Source organism: Peptoniphilus sp. DNF00840 (assembly GCF_001553125.1).
GTDB lineage: Bacteria > Bacillota > Clostridia > Tissierellales > Peptoniphilaceae > Peptoniphilus_A > Peptoniphilus_A vaginalis.
Genome location: NZ_KQ960218.1, coordinates 25,094 through 42,850, shown reverse-complemented (window position 1 = coordinate 42,850; position 17,757 = coordinate 25,094). Strand labels below are relative to the sequence as shown.

Genomic DNA, 17,757 nt, shown 5'->3' with positions numbered 1-17,757 from the left:
ATAATATCAAAAAAGGTTACAGTATATTTAATTTTTTTTAAAGGAGAAAAAATGGATTATAAAAATGGATACAAGGAAACTATAAAGGCGAGAGAAAGAATAGGGGACTTTATTTATGAAACTCCTCTAGTAAGACTTAATTATATTTCTGAAATGCTTGGCACATCTATTTATGCAAAACTTGAAAATATGCAAAAGACAAATTCCTTCAAGATAAGAGGTGCTCTAAATAAAATTAGAAAACTTTCTGAAGAAGAATTAAAAAAGGGTGTTGTCACAGCTTCTAGTGGTAATCACGGCAAGGGAATTGCAACTTGTGCAAAAATGTTAGGGATTCCAGCTAAGATTGTCCTATCAGACACTTCTACTGAAGCCAAGAGACAAATGATAAAAGATCTTGGTGCAGAAATTGTAATCACAAGCGTTGAAACAAGATTTGAAGTTGCAAAGGAAATTTCTGAAAAGGAAGGAATGACTTTCATTCATCCTTATGATGACTTAGATGTTTCTGAAGGTCAAGGAACTATTGCAGTGGAAGTCTTAGACAAGATGGACAACTTGAAGATGATTGTTCCTATTGGTGGTGGCGGACTAATCTCTGGCATTGCCATGTACACTAAGGGAGTTTCAAAAGGATCCAAGGTCATTGGAGTTGAGCCAGAAAATGTTGCAAGATATACTTTATCACTCAAAGAAGGTGAGCCAAGTCAAGTAAAGAGGGGAGCAACTCTTGCTGATGGACTTCTTTCTGTTAAACCTGGAGATCATGTTTTTCCAATTGTAAGAGATCTTGTTGATGACATTGTAACTTGCCAAGATAAAAATATTAAAAAAGCTTTGGATTTATTGTATAATAAAGAGAAATTAATTGTTGAGCCATCTTCTGCAATAGGTCTTGGTGCAATCTTAGAAGGCAAAATAGATTATGATGACAAGGACAAATTAGTTCTCATAATAACAGGTGGTAATGTAGAAGGCAGAGCAATTGAAGAAATAATAAATTCTTAGGGAGGAAATCATGAGAGATTTTATTTGTGGTAAGTTTAATAAGGTTGGGCCATCTGGCATTAGAAAAATCAATGAAAAAACCCTTGAGATGGAAAGAGCTGGCAAAAAAATCTACCACTTTGAAGTAGGCAGACCAGACTTTGACACTCCAAAGGTAATAAAAGATGCTACTATAAAGAGCATCGAAGATGGAAATGTTTTTTATACATCAAATTATGGCGTAATGCCTCTAAGAGAAGCTGTGGCTGAAAAACTTAGAAAGGAAAATAATTTAGACTATACTGCAAAGGAAGTCTTGATAACAGTAGGTGCTACTGAATCTATTTATGATTCTTATTCACTTATCCTAGAAGAAGGCGACGAAATCCTTCTACCAAATCCTTGCTGGCCAAACTATATCAATGCAGCTTATATTATGGGAGCTGTGCCTGTAAGATATAGCCTTGCAGAAGAAAATGACTTCCAAATTGATTTTGATGAACTTGAAGACCTTGTTACAGAAAAGACTAAGGCTATTGTAATTATTAACCCATCAAACCCAATTGGATCTATGTTCACACTAGAAACTTTGGAAAAACTTGCTGACTTTGCAAAGAAAAAAGACATCCTAGTAATTTCTGATGAGATTTATGAAAAGATTATTTATGGAAACAAAAAGCACGTATCTATTGCATCTCTTGATGGAATGAAGGAAAGAACTATTACTATTAATGGTTTCTCAAAAACTTATTCTATGACAGGCTTCCGTCTTGCTTATATTGCAGCCCCAGAAGAATTTATTAGGGTCCTAAATATTATCCACCAACACAATACTTCTTGTGCAACTTCCTTTGTTCAACATGGAGGTATCACTGCCCTTAAAGAAGGAAATGAAGGCGCAGAAGAAATGGTTAAGGAATACAAGAGAAGACGTGATTACATTGTCGATAAAGTTAACTCAATTGAAGGACTTAGCCTAAATGCTCCTGACGGTGCCTTTTATGCCTTTATAAATATCAAGGGACTTGGAGTTTCTTCAGAAGAATTCTGCAATTACCTTCTTGATGAAGAATGCGTTGCAATTGTTCCAGGAACAGTTTTCGGAAGTGCAGGAGAAGGCTTTGTTAGATTTTCCTACGCATCTTCTTACGAAGATATAGTTGAGGGTCTAAACAGGATGGAGAAAGCTTGTAAGCATTTTTTAAATAAGTAAGCTCACTGGATTTTAAAAATTATTTATTCAGTGGTCCTTGTTAAGGTAGGATTTAATATAGCGAAAGCATTAAAAATAGAGTAGGTTTCTCATTGAACCTACTCTATTTTATTTGCATAAGTTTTTAAAAATATACCAACTACCTTGTGGAAGCGGGCGATGTCAGTTATATAAGCGTAGTCATTGCCGTAAATCTTCTTGATGTTCATACTTTCTGCCTCTTTGCCAGTGAAGACTCCAAAGGTGTTGATTCCTTTAAGTCTTGTCAAGAGGACTTCCTTTGATGTGTCCATTACAGCTTCTTCGTCCTTGTAATTTTCTCCAGGCGTCTTTGATGCACCAACTATTCCAATGTCGATTTCGTCAAAGGGAAGGCCATCAGTTAGAACAATTAAAAATCTTCTTGCGTCTCTGTTTTTTGAAATCAGGTGTCGCATAAATTTTATTGCAAGACCATCTCTATTAGATCCCGAAGGAGAGTACTTGAAGATGTCCTTATTTTTTATTTTTGGATCATTGTAGTCTCTGTATTTTTTTATTACAAGATAATTGTAAAAGTTGTTGTAAGAGAAGACCCTAGTTTTTATATTTAAAGATGTTAGGGCCTCTGCAATGATATAGGTTTCTGTTGCAAGAATTTCCTTCCTATCATTTTGTGAAGCAGAGGAGTCCAAGAGAATGTCTACATAAATTTCATTGGAGTCCTTCCTGTTAATTTTTTCAAAAATCCTATCTTCATTTAACTCTCTCGTCTTCCAAATTTCTGATGGAATAATTTTTCCAGAAGTGGATTTTAATATTTCATCTTCAGATTCTTTTAAGAGGGAATTTTTTACTACGCCAGCAAGTTCTCTTATGGCACGAGAATTTTGCAACTTGTTGCTCTCATAAAAGTTTAAGTTGTCAGAGTAATTTCCAATTTCTTCCTGGGCATAATAGGAGGATTTGTTTTCAAATTCTCCAGCAGGGAAGAAAAATTTTATTTCCTCGTGGATGCCAGTTGAAATCTCTTGGGCAATCCTATCAGCCGTGTGTCTTTTTATTTTCTCAATCCCATAGCGTTTGACTAGAGCCTTGTAAATACTTTTGTCTCCAAAGTTATTTACTAGAGTGTCTTCTTTAACGTTTATGTCCCTGTAGTCGTCATTAAAGAAGGTGAACTCAGCTGACTCAATGTTGTACCTCTCAAGGAAGTCCTTGTCTATGAAATTTTTTCTCTGGTAGGGAGAATTTTTCTTTGAAGTTGAGTTGGATTTAGCTTCTTTTTTAAATTCCTCGTAGGACTCTTCTGTGTCGTGGGGAAGGTCCTTGTTGATGTGAAAATATTTTTTGAAAAGATATCTTAAGAAATCAAGATACTTAAAGGTGTCTTTCTCCTTAAAGTTATAAATTTCTCCTAACATCTCTTCTAAGACTCTTTGGACCTTTGGATATTGACCTTTTTCTTTTCTGATGTAGCCAATTTTAAGTTCAGTAGTCATAATAATTTTTCGCCTGTTTAGATTTTTTAAAATTTTTTCATCGTGGTCATTTTTAAAATCCAAAGTACCTGGTCTTTCCAAAATCATTTCTTTTGAAAAAATATTTTCCAAAACTAATTTTGAAATTTCCCACAAGTCCCTTTTGTTGTTTAATGAATTTACATACTTCTTGAAGAAGTCATCAAGTACATAAAAATCAAAATACCTACTGGCATGACCAAGAAGGGCAGCCTCGTAGGAGTCTTCAGGTTTAAGTGAAAAATTAAAAATATCAAAGTCGTAGAAGTCTGATAAAGTCCAAAAAATATTTTTTAGCCTATTTTCATCCTTCAAAGAGATCAGCTCTTTCAATATTTTTTACAAAAAGGGTGTCAATGACGTCATTGACAATTTCCTTTTCGTAGGAGTCAAAGGTCTTGTCAACAATGCCAAGGTCAAGGGACTCTCTTATGCCAAGTCCACGATTCATGAGCTCAATACTTGACATAAGTCCACGAAGGTCTATGGCCTTGGAAGAAATTTCTGAGTTAAGAGATTTCTCTTGAAGGTCTAAAAACAATCTTGTGAAAATTTTTATTGCATCCTTGTTGAGTCTTGTGTTTTCTTTAAACAACTTTGCAAGGTCCTCTTCAGTAATAGTTGGCATATCGATTACCAAAAATCTTGACACCAAGGCTTCGTTAAGGTCACGAGTACCAATGTAGCCGTAGTTCATTGTGGCGATAAATCTTGTTGCATCGTTTAGCATAAGTCTGTCGTAACCAGAAATATCAAGAACCCTTCTGTAGTCAAGAGTGGAGTGGACAACGGAAAGGGCTTCGTTCTTAGCCATATTTATTTCGTCAAAGACTGCAAAGCCACCTTCTTCTGCTGCTTCATAAACTGGTCCCTTCTTAAGAGTTACTTCGTTGTTCTTGAAGGTATCAGATCCAATTAAGCTTGAAGGGTCTGATGCAATGTTTAAAGAAACTGTCCATAGAGGTCTCTTAAAGAGATATGCCAAGTTTTCTGCCAAAACATTTTTGCCCGTTGCTTTTGGTCCAGAGAGGAGGATGTTGTCGCCAGATAAAATTGCAGCGATGGCCTTCTCCCAAGTTTTTTTGCCGTAATATTTGTATTTTATATTTGGAATTCTATATTCAAAATCCTTATTTAAATTATGTTTTTCTATAAATTCATCTACTCCCTTAAGTAGATCCTTTGAAACGCCTTGTGAAAGTAAGAAGTCTCTCATTTCATCACCTCTTGCCTATTATAACAAAAAGTGAAATTATGTGTGGGAAATAAATTTTGTAAAAGATTTATTTTATTGTTATAATGTAAGAAAGTATAAAGGAGGAATCATTATGGATTTTATTACTTCTTGGTCTCTTATTTCATTAATTCTTGGTTTGGCAATACATGTAGGAATTTTTGTACTTATTATCTTGGCAATACTTGCCATTATAAAGTATCTTAAAAAATAAAAAAGGCCTTGCAGCCTTTAAAAATAAAAATCTTATGTTATAATATAGATAAAGAGGACACCGTTAATACCCATTCGGGCACGAGAGATGGTTGCTCTAAGTTGATATTTATTTAATACCACTTGTAGTGCAATACAGGTGGTATTTTATTTTATGCTATTTCTTATTAAGAAACAGGGCTAATATAGCAATAATCAAACCAATGAATTTTAGCACAAGGCTTAATATTTCAAAATCTGACATTGCAATCACCCCCTTTACTATAAAAGTAAAGAGCAACCACCTTGGTATGTCCTCACGCTTATTATACATATTTTATAAAACTCCATCAATTAATAAATTGGTAAAAGCAAACCTTAAATAAAAAAAGGCCTTGCAGCCTTTAAAAATAAAAATCTTATGTTATAATATAGATAAAGAGGACACCATGTAGATGGTCACCCTCAATGACTAAATTTTAATTAAGCCATCTGTAGTAGTGATACAGGTGGCTTTCTCATTTCTTACTTATCTTTTCTAATGATAAGGGCTATAAGTGTGCCAAAAGCAATCATTAAAGACAATGTCTCAAATATACTCATAGCACCACCCCCTCCCTTTGGAAGGGTAACCATCTGTATGTCCTCGTCTACATTATACATATTTTAGAAAACTCCATCAATTAATAAATTTGTAAGAGCAAGCCATAAATAAAAAAGGCCATGCAGCCTTTAAAAATAAAAATCTTATGTTATAATATAGATAAAGAGGACACCGTTAATACCCATTCGGGCACAAGCGACGGTTTTCCCTGAGGCAAATTATAAAAACCTACCTATCAGCGAAAATACAGGTAGGTTTTTTATTTTCTATTTCTTATTTTGAAATAGGGTAACAATAGCAATAACCAACATAAAAATTTTAAAAATTAGAGATAAAATTTCATAATCAGTCATACTATCACCCCCAATCTAAGTGAGATTAGGGAAAACCATCTGCCTGTACCGTCTAGTTGATGTCCTCATTCTTATTATACATATTTTAGAAAACTCCATCAATTCATATTAATTAAATTACTTTAAAGTACAAAAAGCTTGAACTTATTTTTACTTATGTTATAATAAAAAAAACTAAAAAAGGCGATAATTGAGAATAGTAATTTTAAAAAGTTTTTAAGAGAGTAGGTGGCTGGTGAGAACCTGTAAAATTTTTAAGATGAATCCACCTCATAGTCTATGAAATTTTAAGTGAACCATTTGGTTAATTAGGGTGGCAACGCGGGTCTCTCGTCCCTTTAGGGATTGAGGGGCTTTTTTATTTTAAGGGAGGATTTATGTTAGACATTAAATTTGTAAGAGAAAACCCAGAAGCAGTAAAGGAAAACATCAAAAAGAAATTCCAAGATGACAAACTTCCACTAGTTGATGAAGTTATAAAGATTGACGAGGACCTAAGAGCAGCAAAGACTAAGGGCGACAATCTTCGTGCAGAAAAAAACCAAACTTCAAAAGCAATTGGTGGCTTTATGCAAAAGGGAGAAAAGGACAAGGCAGAAGAAGCAAAGAAAAAAGTTGCTGAAATTAATGAAGAGATAACAAATCTTGAAGCTACTGAAAGAGATCTTGCTGAAGAACTTAAGAAGAGGATGCAAGTTATTCCACAAATGATAGATGACACAGTGCCAATAGGAAAGGACGACAGCGAAAATGTTGAGCTTGAAAGATTTGGCGAACCAGTAATTCCTGACTTTGAAATTCCCTACCACATTGATATTATGGAAAGCTTTAACGGAATTGACCTTGACTCTGCAAGAAATACATCAGGTGCAGGTTTCTATTATCTAAAGGGAGATATTGCAAGACTTCACTCTGCAATCCTAGCTTACGCAAGAGACTTTATGATTGACCGTGGTTTTGAATATCACATTCCACCTTTTATGATTAGATCAGATGTAGTTACAGGTGTTATGAGTTTTGCAGAAATGGAAAACATGATGTACAAGATTGAAGGCGAAGACCTTTACCTAATTGGTACTTCTGAACACTCAATGATTGGTAAATATATAAATACAATTACTCCAGAAGAAGATATGCCTCTTGCACTTACTTCATATTCTCCATGCTTCAGAAAGGAAGTTGGAGCTCACGGTATTGAAGAAAGAGGGGTTTATAGGATCCACCAATTTGAAAAACAAGAAATGGTTGTAATTTGTAAGCCAGAAGAATCAAAAGACTGGTACGTAAAATTATGGCAAAACACAGTGGACTTCTTCCGTTCATTAGATATACCTGTTAGAACTCTTGAATGTTGTTCTGGTGACTTGGCAGACTTAAAGGTTAAGTCTCTTGACGTTGAAGCCTTCTCTCCAAGACAAAATAAATATTTTGAAGTTGGATCATGTTCAAACCTTGGCGATGCACAAGCAAGAAGACTTAACATCAAACTTCGTGGCAAGGATGGCACATATTTTGCCCACACACTAAACAACACAGTTGTTGCTCCACCAAGAATGTTAATCGCCTTCTTAGAAAACCTACTTCAAGAAGATGGCAGCGTAAGAATTCCAGAACCACTACAAATGTATATGGGTGGAATGACAAAGCTAACTCCAAAGAAATAAAAATAATTTATTAAGTCTTATTCATTGTTTTAAAGAAAGTAATTTGATATAATTTACTCACTTAGGGGAGTAACTTTTAAATTTTCAGTCGTCATTACGGCATTGCCCGGCTGGAAAGCTTATTATGTAAGTATGTGAGACCGACGTAACAGTCGGTCTCTTTTTTGTATTATAAAGGAGGAAGTATGGAAAAAAATTGGTATAATCAATCTCCTGATGAAGCTCTAAAAAATCTTTCTACAACTAAAGATAAGGGACTAAGTCAAGAGGAAGCCAAGGTTAGGCTTGAAAAATATGGAAAAAATGCTCTCGAAGCAGAAAAGAAAAAATCTTTTGGAGAGAAGTTAAAGGAACAAATCCTTGACCCAATGATTATCATCTTAATGCTAGCAGCCCTTGTATCAGCCTTCAATGGCGAAGCACTTGATGCAGGAATAATTATTGCCATTGTAATTGTCAATGCCTTTTTATCAATCTACCAAGAAGGCAAGGCAGAAGAAGCTATTGAAGCCCTACAAAAGATGTCGTCACCAAAGACCAAGGTCATAAGAGATGGCGAACACATTGAGGTTGACTCCAAGGCACTTGTGCCAGGGGATATTATCATCCTTGAAACAGGTGACATTGTCCCAGCGGACTTAAGACTTTTAGAGTCTTCAAACTTAAAAATTGACGAGTCATCCCTAACTGGTGAATCAGTACCAGTGGAAAAGGAAGCTTCTGTAGTCTACGATGGCAAGATGGAAATTGGTGACAGAGAAAACTTAGCTTACTCATCATCTATTGTAACTTACGGCAGGGGTATGGGACTTGTTATAGAAACTGGCCACGAAACAGAAATTGGAAAGATTGCAACTTCAATTGCAACAGTTGGAGATGAACAAACTCCCCTTCAAAGAAAACTTGCAAAGCTATCAAAGACTCTTGGTATTTTAGTTCTTGTAATTTGTGCAGTAGTTCTTGGAGTTGGCATACTTTATAAGCACGACCCAAGAGAAATGTTTATGACTGCAATATCGCTTGCAGTAGCAGCAGTGCCAGAAGGATTACCTGCTATTGTAACAATTGTACTTTCAATTGGCATGGGCAAGATGGCAGAAAAAAATGCCATTGTTAAAAAACTTTTGGCAGTAGAAACTCTTGGAACAACTACAGTAATTTGTTCCGACAAGACTGGTACTCTTACACAAAATGAAATGACTGTTGTAAAAGTATTTACTGACGGACATGTTTACGATGTTTCAGGTACTGGTTACTCTCCAGAAGGTGACGTAACAAGAAAAGATGCAAAAGTTACAATTGAAGAAGACGAAAACCTTAAAATTTTATCTTCTATCGCAGCCCTAACTAATGATGCAAAATTACAAGTTAAGGGTGAGGAAGCATCAATTATTGGAGACCCAACTGAAGGTGCCCTTCTTACCTTTGCAGAAAAGGCAGGTAATGGTCTTAAGGAACTTTACAGTAACTTTGACAGAATCGAAGAAATTCCTTTCGACTCTGATAGAAAGATGATGACAACTTTCCACGACAAGATTTTTGATGACATTGCATCCTTTACAAAGGGAGCACCAGACGTTGTCCTTGAAAGATGTAGCAAAATCTTAATAGATGGAAAAGAAGCAGAACTTGATGAAAAATTAAGAGAAGAAGTCTTAGCAAAGAACAGTGAGTTTGCAAGATCTGCCCTAAGATGTTTAGGCTATGCTTATAGAAAACACAGGGACATGCCAAGTGAAATCACATCAGAAAATATTGAAAAGGATATGGTTTTTGTTGGACTTACAGGTATGATTGACCCTTCAAGACCAGAAGCAAAGGCAGCAATAAAAGAATGTAGGACTGCAGGCATAAGACCAATTATGATTACAGGTGACTACCTTGAAACAGGTCTTGCTATAGCAAAGGACCTTGGCATTGCCACATCAGATGACCAAGCAATCTTGGGTAGAGAACTTAACGAAATGTCCGAAGAAGAACTTAGAGAAGTTGTAAAGAAAAAATCTGTCTTTACAAGAGTCTCTCCAGAAAATAAGGTTCAAATTGTTACAGCCCTAAAACAAAATGGCCACATAACTGCTATGACTGGTGATGGTGTTAACGACGCCCCAGCAATTAAAAAGGCAGACATTGGTATTGCCATGGGTATAACAGGTACTGACGTTGCAAAAAATACTGCAGAAGTAATTTTGACAGATGACAACTTTGCAACAATTGTAAACGCAGTTGAAGAAGGAAGAATTATCTATTCCAACATCAAGAAGTTCGTTGCTTATTTACTTTCATGTAACCTTGGGGAAGTTTTAATAGTATTGATTTCAATCCTAATGAACCTTCCAGTACCACTAATTCCTATTCAATTGTTGTGGCTTAACCTTGTTACAGATTCCTTCCCAGCACTTGCCCTTGGAGTTGAAAGAGGAGAGGCAGACATAATGAAGGAGCCGCCACGTGATCCAGACGAACCAATCCTTGACACAGAAATAAAAATTACAGTTGCCATCCAATCTATTGCAATCACATTTGCAACACTACTTGCCTACTTGGTAGGACTTAAGTGGTATGGCACAGGTGAAGGACTTGGACACGCAAGAACAATGGCATTTTCAGCATTAATTATTTGTGAACTTCTAAGAGCTTACACATCAAGATCAATTGACAAGACTGTATTTCAAATTGGAGTCTTCACAAATAAAAAGCTGGTACTTGCAACATTTTTCTCCTTCTTGTTGATGTTAGTAGTAATTTATGTACCAGTATTAAACGATGCCTTTAGTCTTATGGACTTAGGACCAAAAGAAATCGCAGTTGTACTTGGTTCATCAGTTATCCCACTAGTTGCAGGAGAAATTCAAAAGAAAGTAAGATTCAAGAAAAAATAAAAAATATAAATCCAAAGTATCCTTAAACTAATAAAGTCTAAGGATATTTTTTTATTGAAAATTTTTATAAAATCTTGACAAAATTATTTGCTGGGCTTATAGTGTAAATATAAAGTATATACACTTAAAATTTAATTTAAGGAGTTGACGATATTATGAAAAAAGATTTAAAAATTTTTATTGGCATATCATTCATTATTCCCTACTTAATGGGATTTGCTATTTACTATTGCAAACTACACAATATAAGCACAAATATTTATCCTGTATTTCAAATGTTTATTCCCTTTTTGGGCGTAGTGGCACTTTTGTATAAAGAAGATAAAAATATTTTAAAAATTTCTGCTATTAGAATATACCTAGTGACAAGTCTTATCTTATTTGCACTTTCGATAATAAATATTTTCTATCCAAAGTTTAGTAATTTGTCCAGTTTAGTTATTTTAATTTTAGCTATTCCAATGATAATATCTCTTTACAAAATGGACAAAAACTTGAAAAAGAAGTTAGCACTAGATAATCCAAATAAAAAACTAACCTTACTTATGTGCTTGTTATTTATAAGCATATACTTTACGAGGGGTTTTCTATCAAGCTTACTTCAAGGTGAAGTGAGTGAATTTTATAAAATTTTGAATTTAAAAAACTTAATGACTTCTGTTTTCATTTTTATAATTTCTTTTCTTAATATTATGCCATTTTTAGGAGAAGAGTATGGTTGGAGGGCATATCTAGCACCAAGGTTAAAAGAACTTTATGGTTATAAAAAATCTATTCTACTTACAGGTTTTATTTGGGGAATATGGCACTTACCTCTTAATTTATTTTATTACTCAGATGGACTATTGACATCACAAATTTATTCTATACTTGTACAACTTGTATTCTGTACATTTTTAGGGATATTCTTAACTTATGCCTACAATAAGACAAAGTCAATCTGGGCACCAGTTATGATTCACTATTTAAACAATAATCTTGCCCTACTATTTGTCACAGATTTATCTAAAGATATATTTTCTGGACAACATTATGATTTAAAAATATTTTTGATAGAGTCTGTAAGTGTAATTATATTTTTTGGATTTTTTATTTTTTCAAAATACGTTAAGGATGAAAATCTTTGGGAAAAATCTGTATATGAGAAAATTAAAGAATCTTAATTGTTTTGTGCTTTTACAAAATTTATAAAAATTATTAAAATCACTAAAACAAGTATTGTGTAAAAGCAAAAAAATAAAGTATATAGGCTTAAAGGTGGTGTGATATGAAAATTATTATTTCCAATGACTCTGGCCTTCCAATTTACGAGCAGATAAAAAATCAAATCAAGGCTCAAATCGTTGCTGGTGACCTAAGGGCAGACGAAGCTCTTCCTGGTATGAGGACTCTTGCCAGCGACTTAAAGGTTTCTGTCATTACAACAAAGCGTGCCTACAACGACTTGGAGCAAGAAGGATATATTTACTCCATGCCAGGCAAGGGTTCCTTTGTAAAAAAATTAAATGAAGAAGTTGTGAGAGAGAATGCTCTTGCAGAGATTGAAAAATATTTTACTGACGCAATGACTGTTGCCAAGGCTGCAGGAATTGAAATGGAAGAATTGCAAGAAATTTTAAAGACATTAGATGAAGTGGGTGAAGTATGAAAGCAATAGAAATAAAAAATTTGAGAAAAGAATTTAAGGACTTTGACCTTGATATAGAAAATTTAGAAATTCCAGAGGGAGCAGTCCTTGGACTAATTGGGGAGAACGGTGCAGGTAAGACTACACTACTTAAGTGCATCCTTGACCTCTACAGGTATGATGGCGACATAAAAGTTTTTGGAGAGGAGATTCACAAGGAGTCCTTTGAAAAAATTGGGGCAGTGATACCTGACTCCTTCTTTAACGATACTTTTAAGATAAAAGACGTTGTTGATATTTTAAAAGTTGCCTACAAAAATTTTGATGAAAAAATGTTTTATGACTGTGCAGATAAATTTAAGATGCCAAGGGACAAAAAGTTAAATGAACTCTCTACAGGTAACTTAATGAAGTTAAAAATTATTTCTGCAATTTGTCACGACCCTGACCTCTTGATCCTTGATGAGCCAACTTCAGGTCTTGACCCAGTTATTCGTGACGAAATCATAGGATTTTTATTTGACTACATCAAGGACGGGGACAAGACAATTTTATTTTCATCACACATCTTGTCTGACATAGAAAAAATTGCCGACTATATAATTTATATCCACGAGGGAAGAGTAATCTTATACGATGAAAAGGACTCCCTAATAGAAAAATATGGAATTTTAAAAACCTCTGAAGAAAACTTAAAAAATTATGGAGATTTTATTTTAAAGACAAGAAAAAATAAGTACTCAACAGAAGCTCTAATAAAAAACGTCCAAGTTTTTAAAGAATTTTATCCTAACGAAGTTGTGGATAGGGCAAATGTGGAGGACATAATGATATTTTTATCAAGAGGTGGACAATGAAAGCAGTTTTATATAATGACTTTAAACTTGTAAAGAATATTGCCCTACCAATTGTTATATTTGTTACTGCAATACTTTTTATAGGTTTTTTGATAACAGGACAAGTTTTCAGCAAGTTTTTTAGCCAATGGACTCTTACAATGATCTTTATCATTAGGGCACAAAGCGTCTTTGGGGATAACTTCAAAGATTTTCAAAAGTTCATGACTATGCCAATATCTATTGAGGACTATTCTCTTGCGAAGATAATAAAAAACTTAATTATCTTTGTAATTACTTCTCTTGTTTTGCTAATGGGATTAATTCTTAGTAATGAGGAAGATAAAAACATTATCATAGACATTTATATGAGCCTATTTATAGCCCTAGACTTTATGGCACTTAGCCTCAGCCACATTGTTTTCACAAGATATCAAAGGGGACTTGTAGTTTTCCTTTATACCTTAATTGGATTTGGAGCAGGCTTAGCTTTTATTTATTCAAGTTTTTATGAAAGCTTTGCTATTTACAGACCAATATTTATAGGTGTATCAATAATAATTTGCATCTTGTCCTTTAGCTTAGACTACAAATATTCTACAAAATACTTGAGAGAGAGGGGGATATTATGAAAACACTCCTAGTAAATGATTTAAAAATTAGAAAAAAATTTATTATTGTCTATCTCATATTTATTGCAATGATTTTTGCCATTAAGAGCCTAGGACTTTTTACAAAAGAATTTAGTTTCTTTGCAGAAAAACCCTTTGCCACACTTTTTCTAATAGCTATCCTATTACACTATGTCTTATACGTAATAAGTAGTGAAGGAATGATAATTGACAAGAGCAAACCCTATTTACTATGTGTGGGTGTATCAAGAGCTGACATAATAAATGTAAAGTTCTTGAAGGTATTAAGTATATTTATAATAGATTCACTTTTAATGACTTACATCTTGCAAAATGTTGAAATAAATGGTCTTGAATTTAAGGTTGGACTTTTCGTTATATTGTATGTGATGGCATACTACCTTATAGGTATCCCCATCTATCTTTACTTTGGACAAACAAGTGGAATGGGCACAATCTTTACATTATCGCCAGCTCTACTTCCCTTGCTTGACAAAATTGGAAAAAATCCAGCAGGATTTTTCTTAGGCATAATAAAAAATACAAGCTCCCTTAAATTAAGTTTCTTCTTAATCATCTTTGTCGTAGCAATTTATATCATCGCTCGAATAATAGGAGAGAGAAAAGATTATTAATAAAGAAAGACTTTTGAAGCCCCACTTCAAGAGTCTTTTTTTATTACTTAAAATTAAATAAAAGAAAATAAAAAAAATATTATCATCACACTTTCATTTGTCTTGCAATGTGATAGAATAAAAAATGTATTTTATATGAGGAGGAAAAAATGGAAACAAATTCAAGTTTTTTAGAAAGAACATTTTCTCTTAATGAGAGAAAGACTAATGCCAAGACAGAGTTTTTGGCAGGGCTTACAACTTTTATGACAATGTCATATATCCTTGTTGTAAATCCAAATATGTTATCTGAAACTGGAATGGACAAGGGTGGAGTTTTCACTGCGACTATTATTTCGTCAATCATTGCAATGATCTTTATGGGATTGTATGCAAACTTGCCCTTTGCACTTTCAGCAGGAATGGGACTTAATGCTTTCTTCACTTACACAGTTGTATTAAGCATGGGTCACGATTGGTCCTACGCCTTAACGGCAGTATTCGTAGAAGGTGTCATCTTTATAGTGATGAGCTTCTTCAACATTCGTGAAGCAATATTTACTTCAATACCGATGTCACTTAAGAACGCAGTATCTGTTGGTATAGGCTTATTTATAACCCTAGTTGGACTTACATCAGCAGGAATTATTGTAAATAATGATGCAACTCTAATTTCTCTTGGAGAAATTGCATCAAGACCATCCTTTGTATTCATAGTATCACTAATGGTTATGGCATTTCTTACTGCAAAAAAAGTCAAGGGAGCACTTTTATATGGAATTATAACAGGAACTGTACTTGCTCTTATCTTGGGAGTTAGTCACTTGCCTGATGGAATGTTATTTTCACTTCCACCATCACTTAGCCCTGTTGCCTTTAAACTTCACTGGGGGGACATCTTCACTTTTGATATGTTCTCTGTTATGTTTACATTCTTATTCGTAGACTTATTTGACACAGTGGGAACTCTTACTGGAGTTGCAACTAAGGCAGACCTAATTGATGAAGATGGAAACCTACCAGGAGTTGGTCGTGCACTCTTATCTGATGCCATTGGTACAGTTGTTGGTGCCCTACTAGGTACATCTACTGTTACAACTTTTGTTGAATCAGCATCAGGTGTTGCAGACGGAGGAAGAACTGGACTTACAACTATATCATGTGCCTTCTTCTTCTTTATATCACTATTTTTATTCCCAATTTTTTCAATTGTGCCAGCACAAGCAACATCAGCTGCTCTTGTAATGGTAGGACTTTTTATGATTAGTCCAATTAATCAAATAAAATTAGATGACTACACAGAATCAGTTCCAGCCTTTTTGACAATGGTGACAATGCCCTTTGCATATTCAATTGCAGAAGGTATTTCTGTTGGAATGATCTCTTATGTAATTTTAAAAGTAGCAACAGGACGTGGAAAAGAAGTTTCACCTGTTATGTACCTATTGGCTCTTATCTTTACAATAAGATACCTAAGACCAATTCTACCTTTATAAGAAATTTATAGTAAATTTTTAGGACTTCAAAAATTATTTTGGAGTCCTATTTTTTTTATGAGTGATTTTTAATTTGTAAGTGATAAATTTTTATGAAGTTATAATTTTTTATGAAGTCGCAATTATTTATAAAGTCGTAATTATTTATGTAGCTTTAAATTTTTTTGAAGTCGTAAATATTTATTAAGTCATAAATTTTTACAAAGTTCTATGAAAATAATTTTTTATGAAAGCTTTTTAGTAAAAATTTATTTTTTATTTAGGATGACCTCCTTACATTAAAAAAAGCCGAGTTTATTGAATTGTTAAAGCCCCTTTAGTATAATTATAAATATATTAAGGGGGCATTCTAATGAAAAAAATGTTTTTATACATTCTTATGGCTTTTACTCTTTTTGTAAATGTTTTTGCCGCTGAAGACATTCAAGTTGTCCTAGAACAACCTGGTTTATCTCAGGCAAAGAGTGGAGACAGCCTAAAGTATAATTTAATTGTAAATTTGCCAAGAGATTACAAGGAGAAGTATTCATCTTTTTCTGTGACTCTTTTGTTGGATAAGGCACTTGAGGTCAAGGAAACAAAGTTAATTGATGAGAAGGAAGTAACTGGTAAGCTAGATATTAGGGAAACTTCTATTAAGGGCAAGGAACAAAGCATCGTCACAATCAATGCTAACGACTTATCTGTTATAAAGGGCGACAGACTAAACCTAGAAATTAGCACTAGGGTAAAGAATGATGTTGGATCAAGCTCCAACTTGAAAAACTCCTTTGTCCTATCCTATGTAGATAAGGAAGGGGACACTAAGAGTGACCAAAAAAATCTTGAGTCCTCAACAAAAACTCAAAATGGAGTTTTGATTATCAAGGACCTTTACGATGGGGCAAGTGAAATTCAAGGTACAACAGAAAAAAATGCTGATTTAAGACTTGCTATTGATAAAAAACTTGTGGCAACTACTAAGGCAGATGAAAAGGGGAACTTTAGATTCCAAGGGCTTGACTTAAAAGAAGGATCTTTTCTCAGAATAGTTGCAAGGACAAAGGACAAGGAAGCAAGCCTTGACTATTTGGTAAAGGCCAAGCTTGAGGCAAAAAAATCAACAGAACTTGTAAATGAAAATAACGTTGAACTAGAAACTTATAGCACAATAAAAACTCTTGAAAAGTTAACTGACTATGTTGACTTTGCGAAAAATCTTTCCACTGCCAAGGCAGGTATCCAAAATGAAAGAAGACTTCGTGCAGCCATTGCCTCAGCTGAATATGTTGTAGTAAAAAGCGAAGTTTCAACTGATGAAGTAAATAAGTCTCTTGAGGAGCTTCAAAAGTCCATAAGTCTTGTTAGACTCCCATATATGTCAGGTATATCAAGTGATAAATTCGCTCCAAACGAAAAAATAACTAGGGCAGAGGCTGCTTCAGTTTTAAAGAGGTTGATTAATGACAAGGCCAAGGCCAATGGAGAGACTAACTTTAGTGACTTGAAGGAGGGCCAATGGTTCTATGACAATATTGTCTTTATAGAAAGGCAGGGCCTAATAGCTGGTTATGAAGATGGAACTTTTAGACCAAATGAGCCAATGACTAGGGCACAGTTTGCAAGTATGATGGCAAATTATTTAAAATTGAATGTGGGCAACCACCCAATTGATTTCAAGGACGTAAAGGGAAATTATTGGGCAAGTGATGCTATAAATGCCTTGTCAAGTAATGGAATTATGGTTGGAAAGTCAAAAAATGAATTCAAACCAAATGACAAGATTACAAGGGCAGAAGCTGCCACAATTTTCAACAAGATTTTGTATAGGAAGATCAACAAGTCTTTCTTAGATAAATATTCAAGCAACCCCTTTAAGGACCTAAACAGGGACCACTGGGCATATTATCAAGTTATAGAAATTACAGCAAAGTAAACAGAAAGG

At 34.2% G+C, this 17,757-nt stretch carries 14 protein-coding genes and 1 other annotated feature; of the genes, 11 read left to right on the top strand and 3 right to left on the bottom strand.

Going from position 1 to position 17,757, the window contains the following annotated elements; translation table 11 throughout:
• The first annotated feature begins 51 nt into the window (after positions 1 to 51).
• Positions 52 to 1,008, top strand: coding sequence for a threonine ammonia-lyase (locus tag HMPREF1864_RS05475; protein WP_062571830.1), 957 nt, complete (start codon positions 52 to 54; stop codon positions 1,006 to 1,008).
• Between the two features lie 10 nt (positions 1,009 to 1,018).
• Entirely contained in the window at positions 1,019 to 2,200 is a 1,182-nt protein-coding gene (locus HMPREF1864_RS05470; protein WP_062571829.1) for a pyridoxal phosphate-dependent aminotransferase, read from the top strand.
• Between the two features lie 98 nt (positions 2,201 to 2,298).
• On the opposite strand, the gene HMPREF1864_RS05465 is transcribed toward HMPREF1864_RS05470, so the two are convergent.
• The 3 genes from HMPREF1864_RS05465 to HMPREF1864_RS08615 all read right to left on the bottom strand — a co-directional run bounded on the left by HMPREF1864_RS05465 (position 2,299) and on the right by HMPREF1864_RS08615 (position 5,788).
• Positions 2,299 to 4,014 (bottom strand): vWA domain-containing protein, encoded by a 1,716-nt coding sequence (locus tag HMPREF1864_RS05465; RefSeq protein ID WP_062571828.1) that lies wholly within the window; start codon positions 4,012 to 4,014, stop codon positions 2,299 to 2,301.
• Positions 4,004 to 4,915, bottom strand: coding sequence for an AAA family ATPase (locus HMPREF1864_RS05460; protein ID WP_062571827.1), 912 nt, complete (start codon positions 4,913 to 4,915; stop codon positions 4,004 to 4,006). Before HMPREF1864_RS05460 ends, HMPREF1864_RS05465 begins: the two co-directional genes overlap by 11 nt.
• A gap of 735 nt (positions 4,916 to 5,650) precedes the next feature.
• Positions 5,651 to 5,788 carry a putative holin-like toxin gene (locus HMPREF1864_RS08615; protein ID WP_005957914.1) on the bottom strand — a complete coding sequence of 46 codons (138 nt, stop codon included), beginning with the start codon at positions 5,786 to 5,788 and terminating at the stop codon, positions 5,651 to 5,653.
• Between the two features lie 471 nt (positions 5,789 to 6,259).
• Positions 6,260 to 6,423 (top strand) — a binding site (T-box leader).
• Between the two features lie 36 nt (positions 6,424 to 6,459).
• Here HMPREF1864_RS08615 and serS point away from each other — a divergent pair.
• The 9 genes from serS to HMPREF1864_RS05415 all read left to right on the top strand — a co-directional run bounded on the left by serS (position 6,460) and on the right by HMPREF1864_RS05415 (position 17,748).
• Positions 6,460 to 7,746: a serine--tRNA ligase gene (serS, locus tag HMPREF1864_RS05455; RefSeq protein ID WP_062571826.1), complete on the top strand. Its 1,287-nt coding sequence runs from the start codon at positions 6,460 to 6,462 to the stop codon at positions 7,744 to 7,746.
• Positions 7,747 to 7,931: 185 nt separating this feature from the next.
• Entirely contained in the window at positions 7,932 to 10,628 is a 2,697-nt protein-coding gene (locus HMPREF1864_RS05450; RefSeq protein ID WP_062571825.1) for a cation-translocating P-type ATPase, read from the top strand.
• 155 nt (positions 10,629 to 10,783) lie between these two features.
• Positions 10,784 to 11,791, top strand: a complete 1,008-nt coding sequence (locus tag HMPREF1864_RS05445) for a CPBP family intramembrane glutamic endopeptidase (protein ID WP_062571824.1) — start codon at positions 10,784 to 10,786, stop codon at positions 11,789 to 11,791.
• A gap of 104 nt (positions 11,792 to 11,895) precedes the next feature.
• Positions 11,896 to 12,276 carry a GntR family transcriptional regulator gene (locus HMPREF1864_RS05440; protein ID WP_062571823.1) on the top strand — a complete coding sequence of 127 codons (381 nt, stop codon included), beginning with the start codon at positions 11,896 to 11,898 and terminating at the stop codon, positions 12,274 to 12,276.
• Positions 12,273 to 13,112 carry an ABC transporter ATP-binding protein gene (locus HMPREF1864_RS05435; RefSeq protein ID WP_062571822.1) on the top strand — a complete coding sequence of 280 codons (840 nt, stop codon included), beginning with the start codon at positions 12,273 to 12,275 and terminating at the stop codon, positions 13,110 to 13,112. Before HMPREF1864_RS05440 ends, HMPREF1864_RS05435 begins: the two co-directional genes overlap by 4 nt.
• Positions 13,109 to 13,723, top strand: a complete 615-nt coding sequence (locus HMPREF1864_RS05430) for an ABC-2 transporter permease (protein ID WP_062571821.1) — start codon at positions 13,109 to 13,111, stop codon at positions 13,721 to 13,723. The genes HMPREF1864_RS05435 and HMPREF1864_RS05430 overlap by 4 nt, the downstream gene beginning before the upstream one ends.
• The gene (locus tag HMPREF1864_RS05425) at positions 13,720 to 14,358 is read left to right on the top strand and encodes a hypothetical protein (RefSeq protein ID WP_062571820.1); all 639 of its coding nucleotides are present in this window, start codon (positions 13,720 to 13,722) and stop codon (positions 14,356 to 14,358) included. The genes HMPREF1864_RS05430 and HMPREF1864_RS05425 overlap by 4 nt, the downstream gene beginning before the upstream one ends.
• A 149-nt stretch (positions 14,359 to 14,507) precedes the next feature.
• Positions 14,508 to 15,833 (top strand): NCS2 family permease, encoded by a 1,326-nt coding sequence (locus HMPREF1864_RS05420; protein WP_062571819.1) that lies wholly within the window; start codon positions 14,508 to 14,510, stop codon positions 15,831 to 15,833.
• Between the two features lie 352 nt (positions 15,834 to 16,185).
• Positions 16,186 to 17,748, top strand: a complete 1,563-nt coding sequence (locus HMPREF1864_RS05415) for an S-layer homology domain-containing protein (RefSeq protein WP_062571818.1) — start codon at positions 16,186 to 16,188, stop codon at positions 17,746 to 17,748.
• Positions 17,749 to 17,757 lie beyond the last annotated feature (9 nt).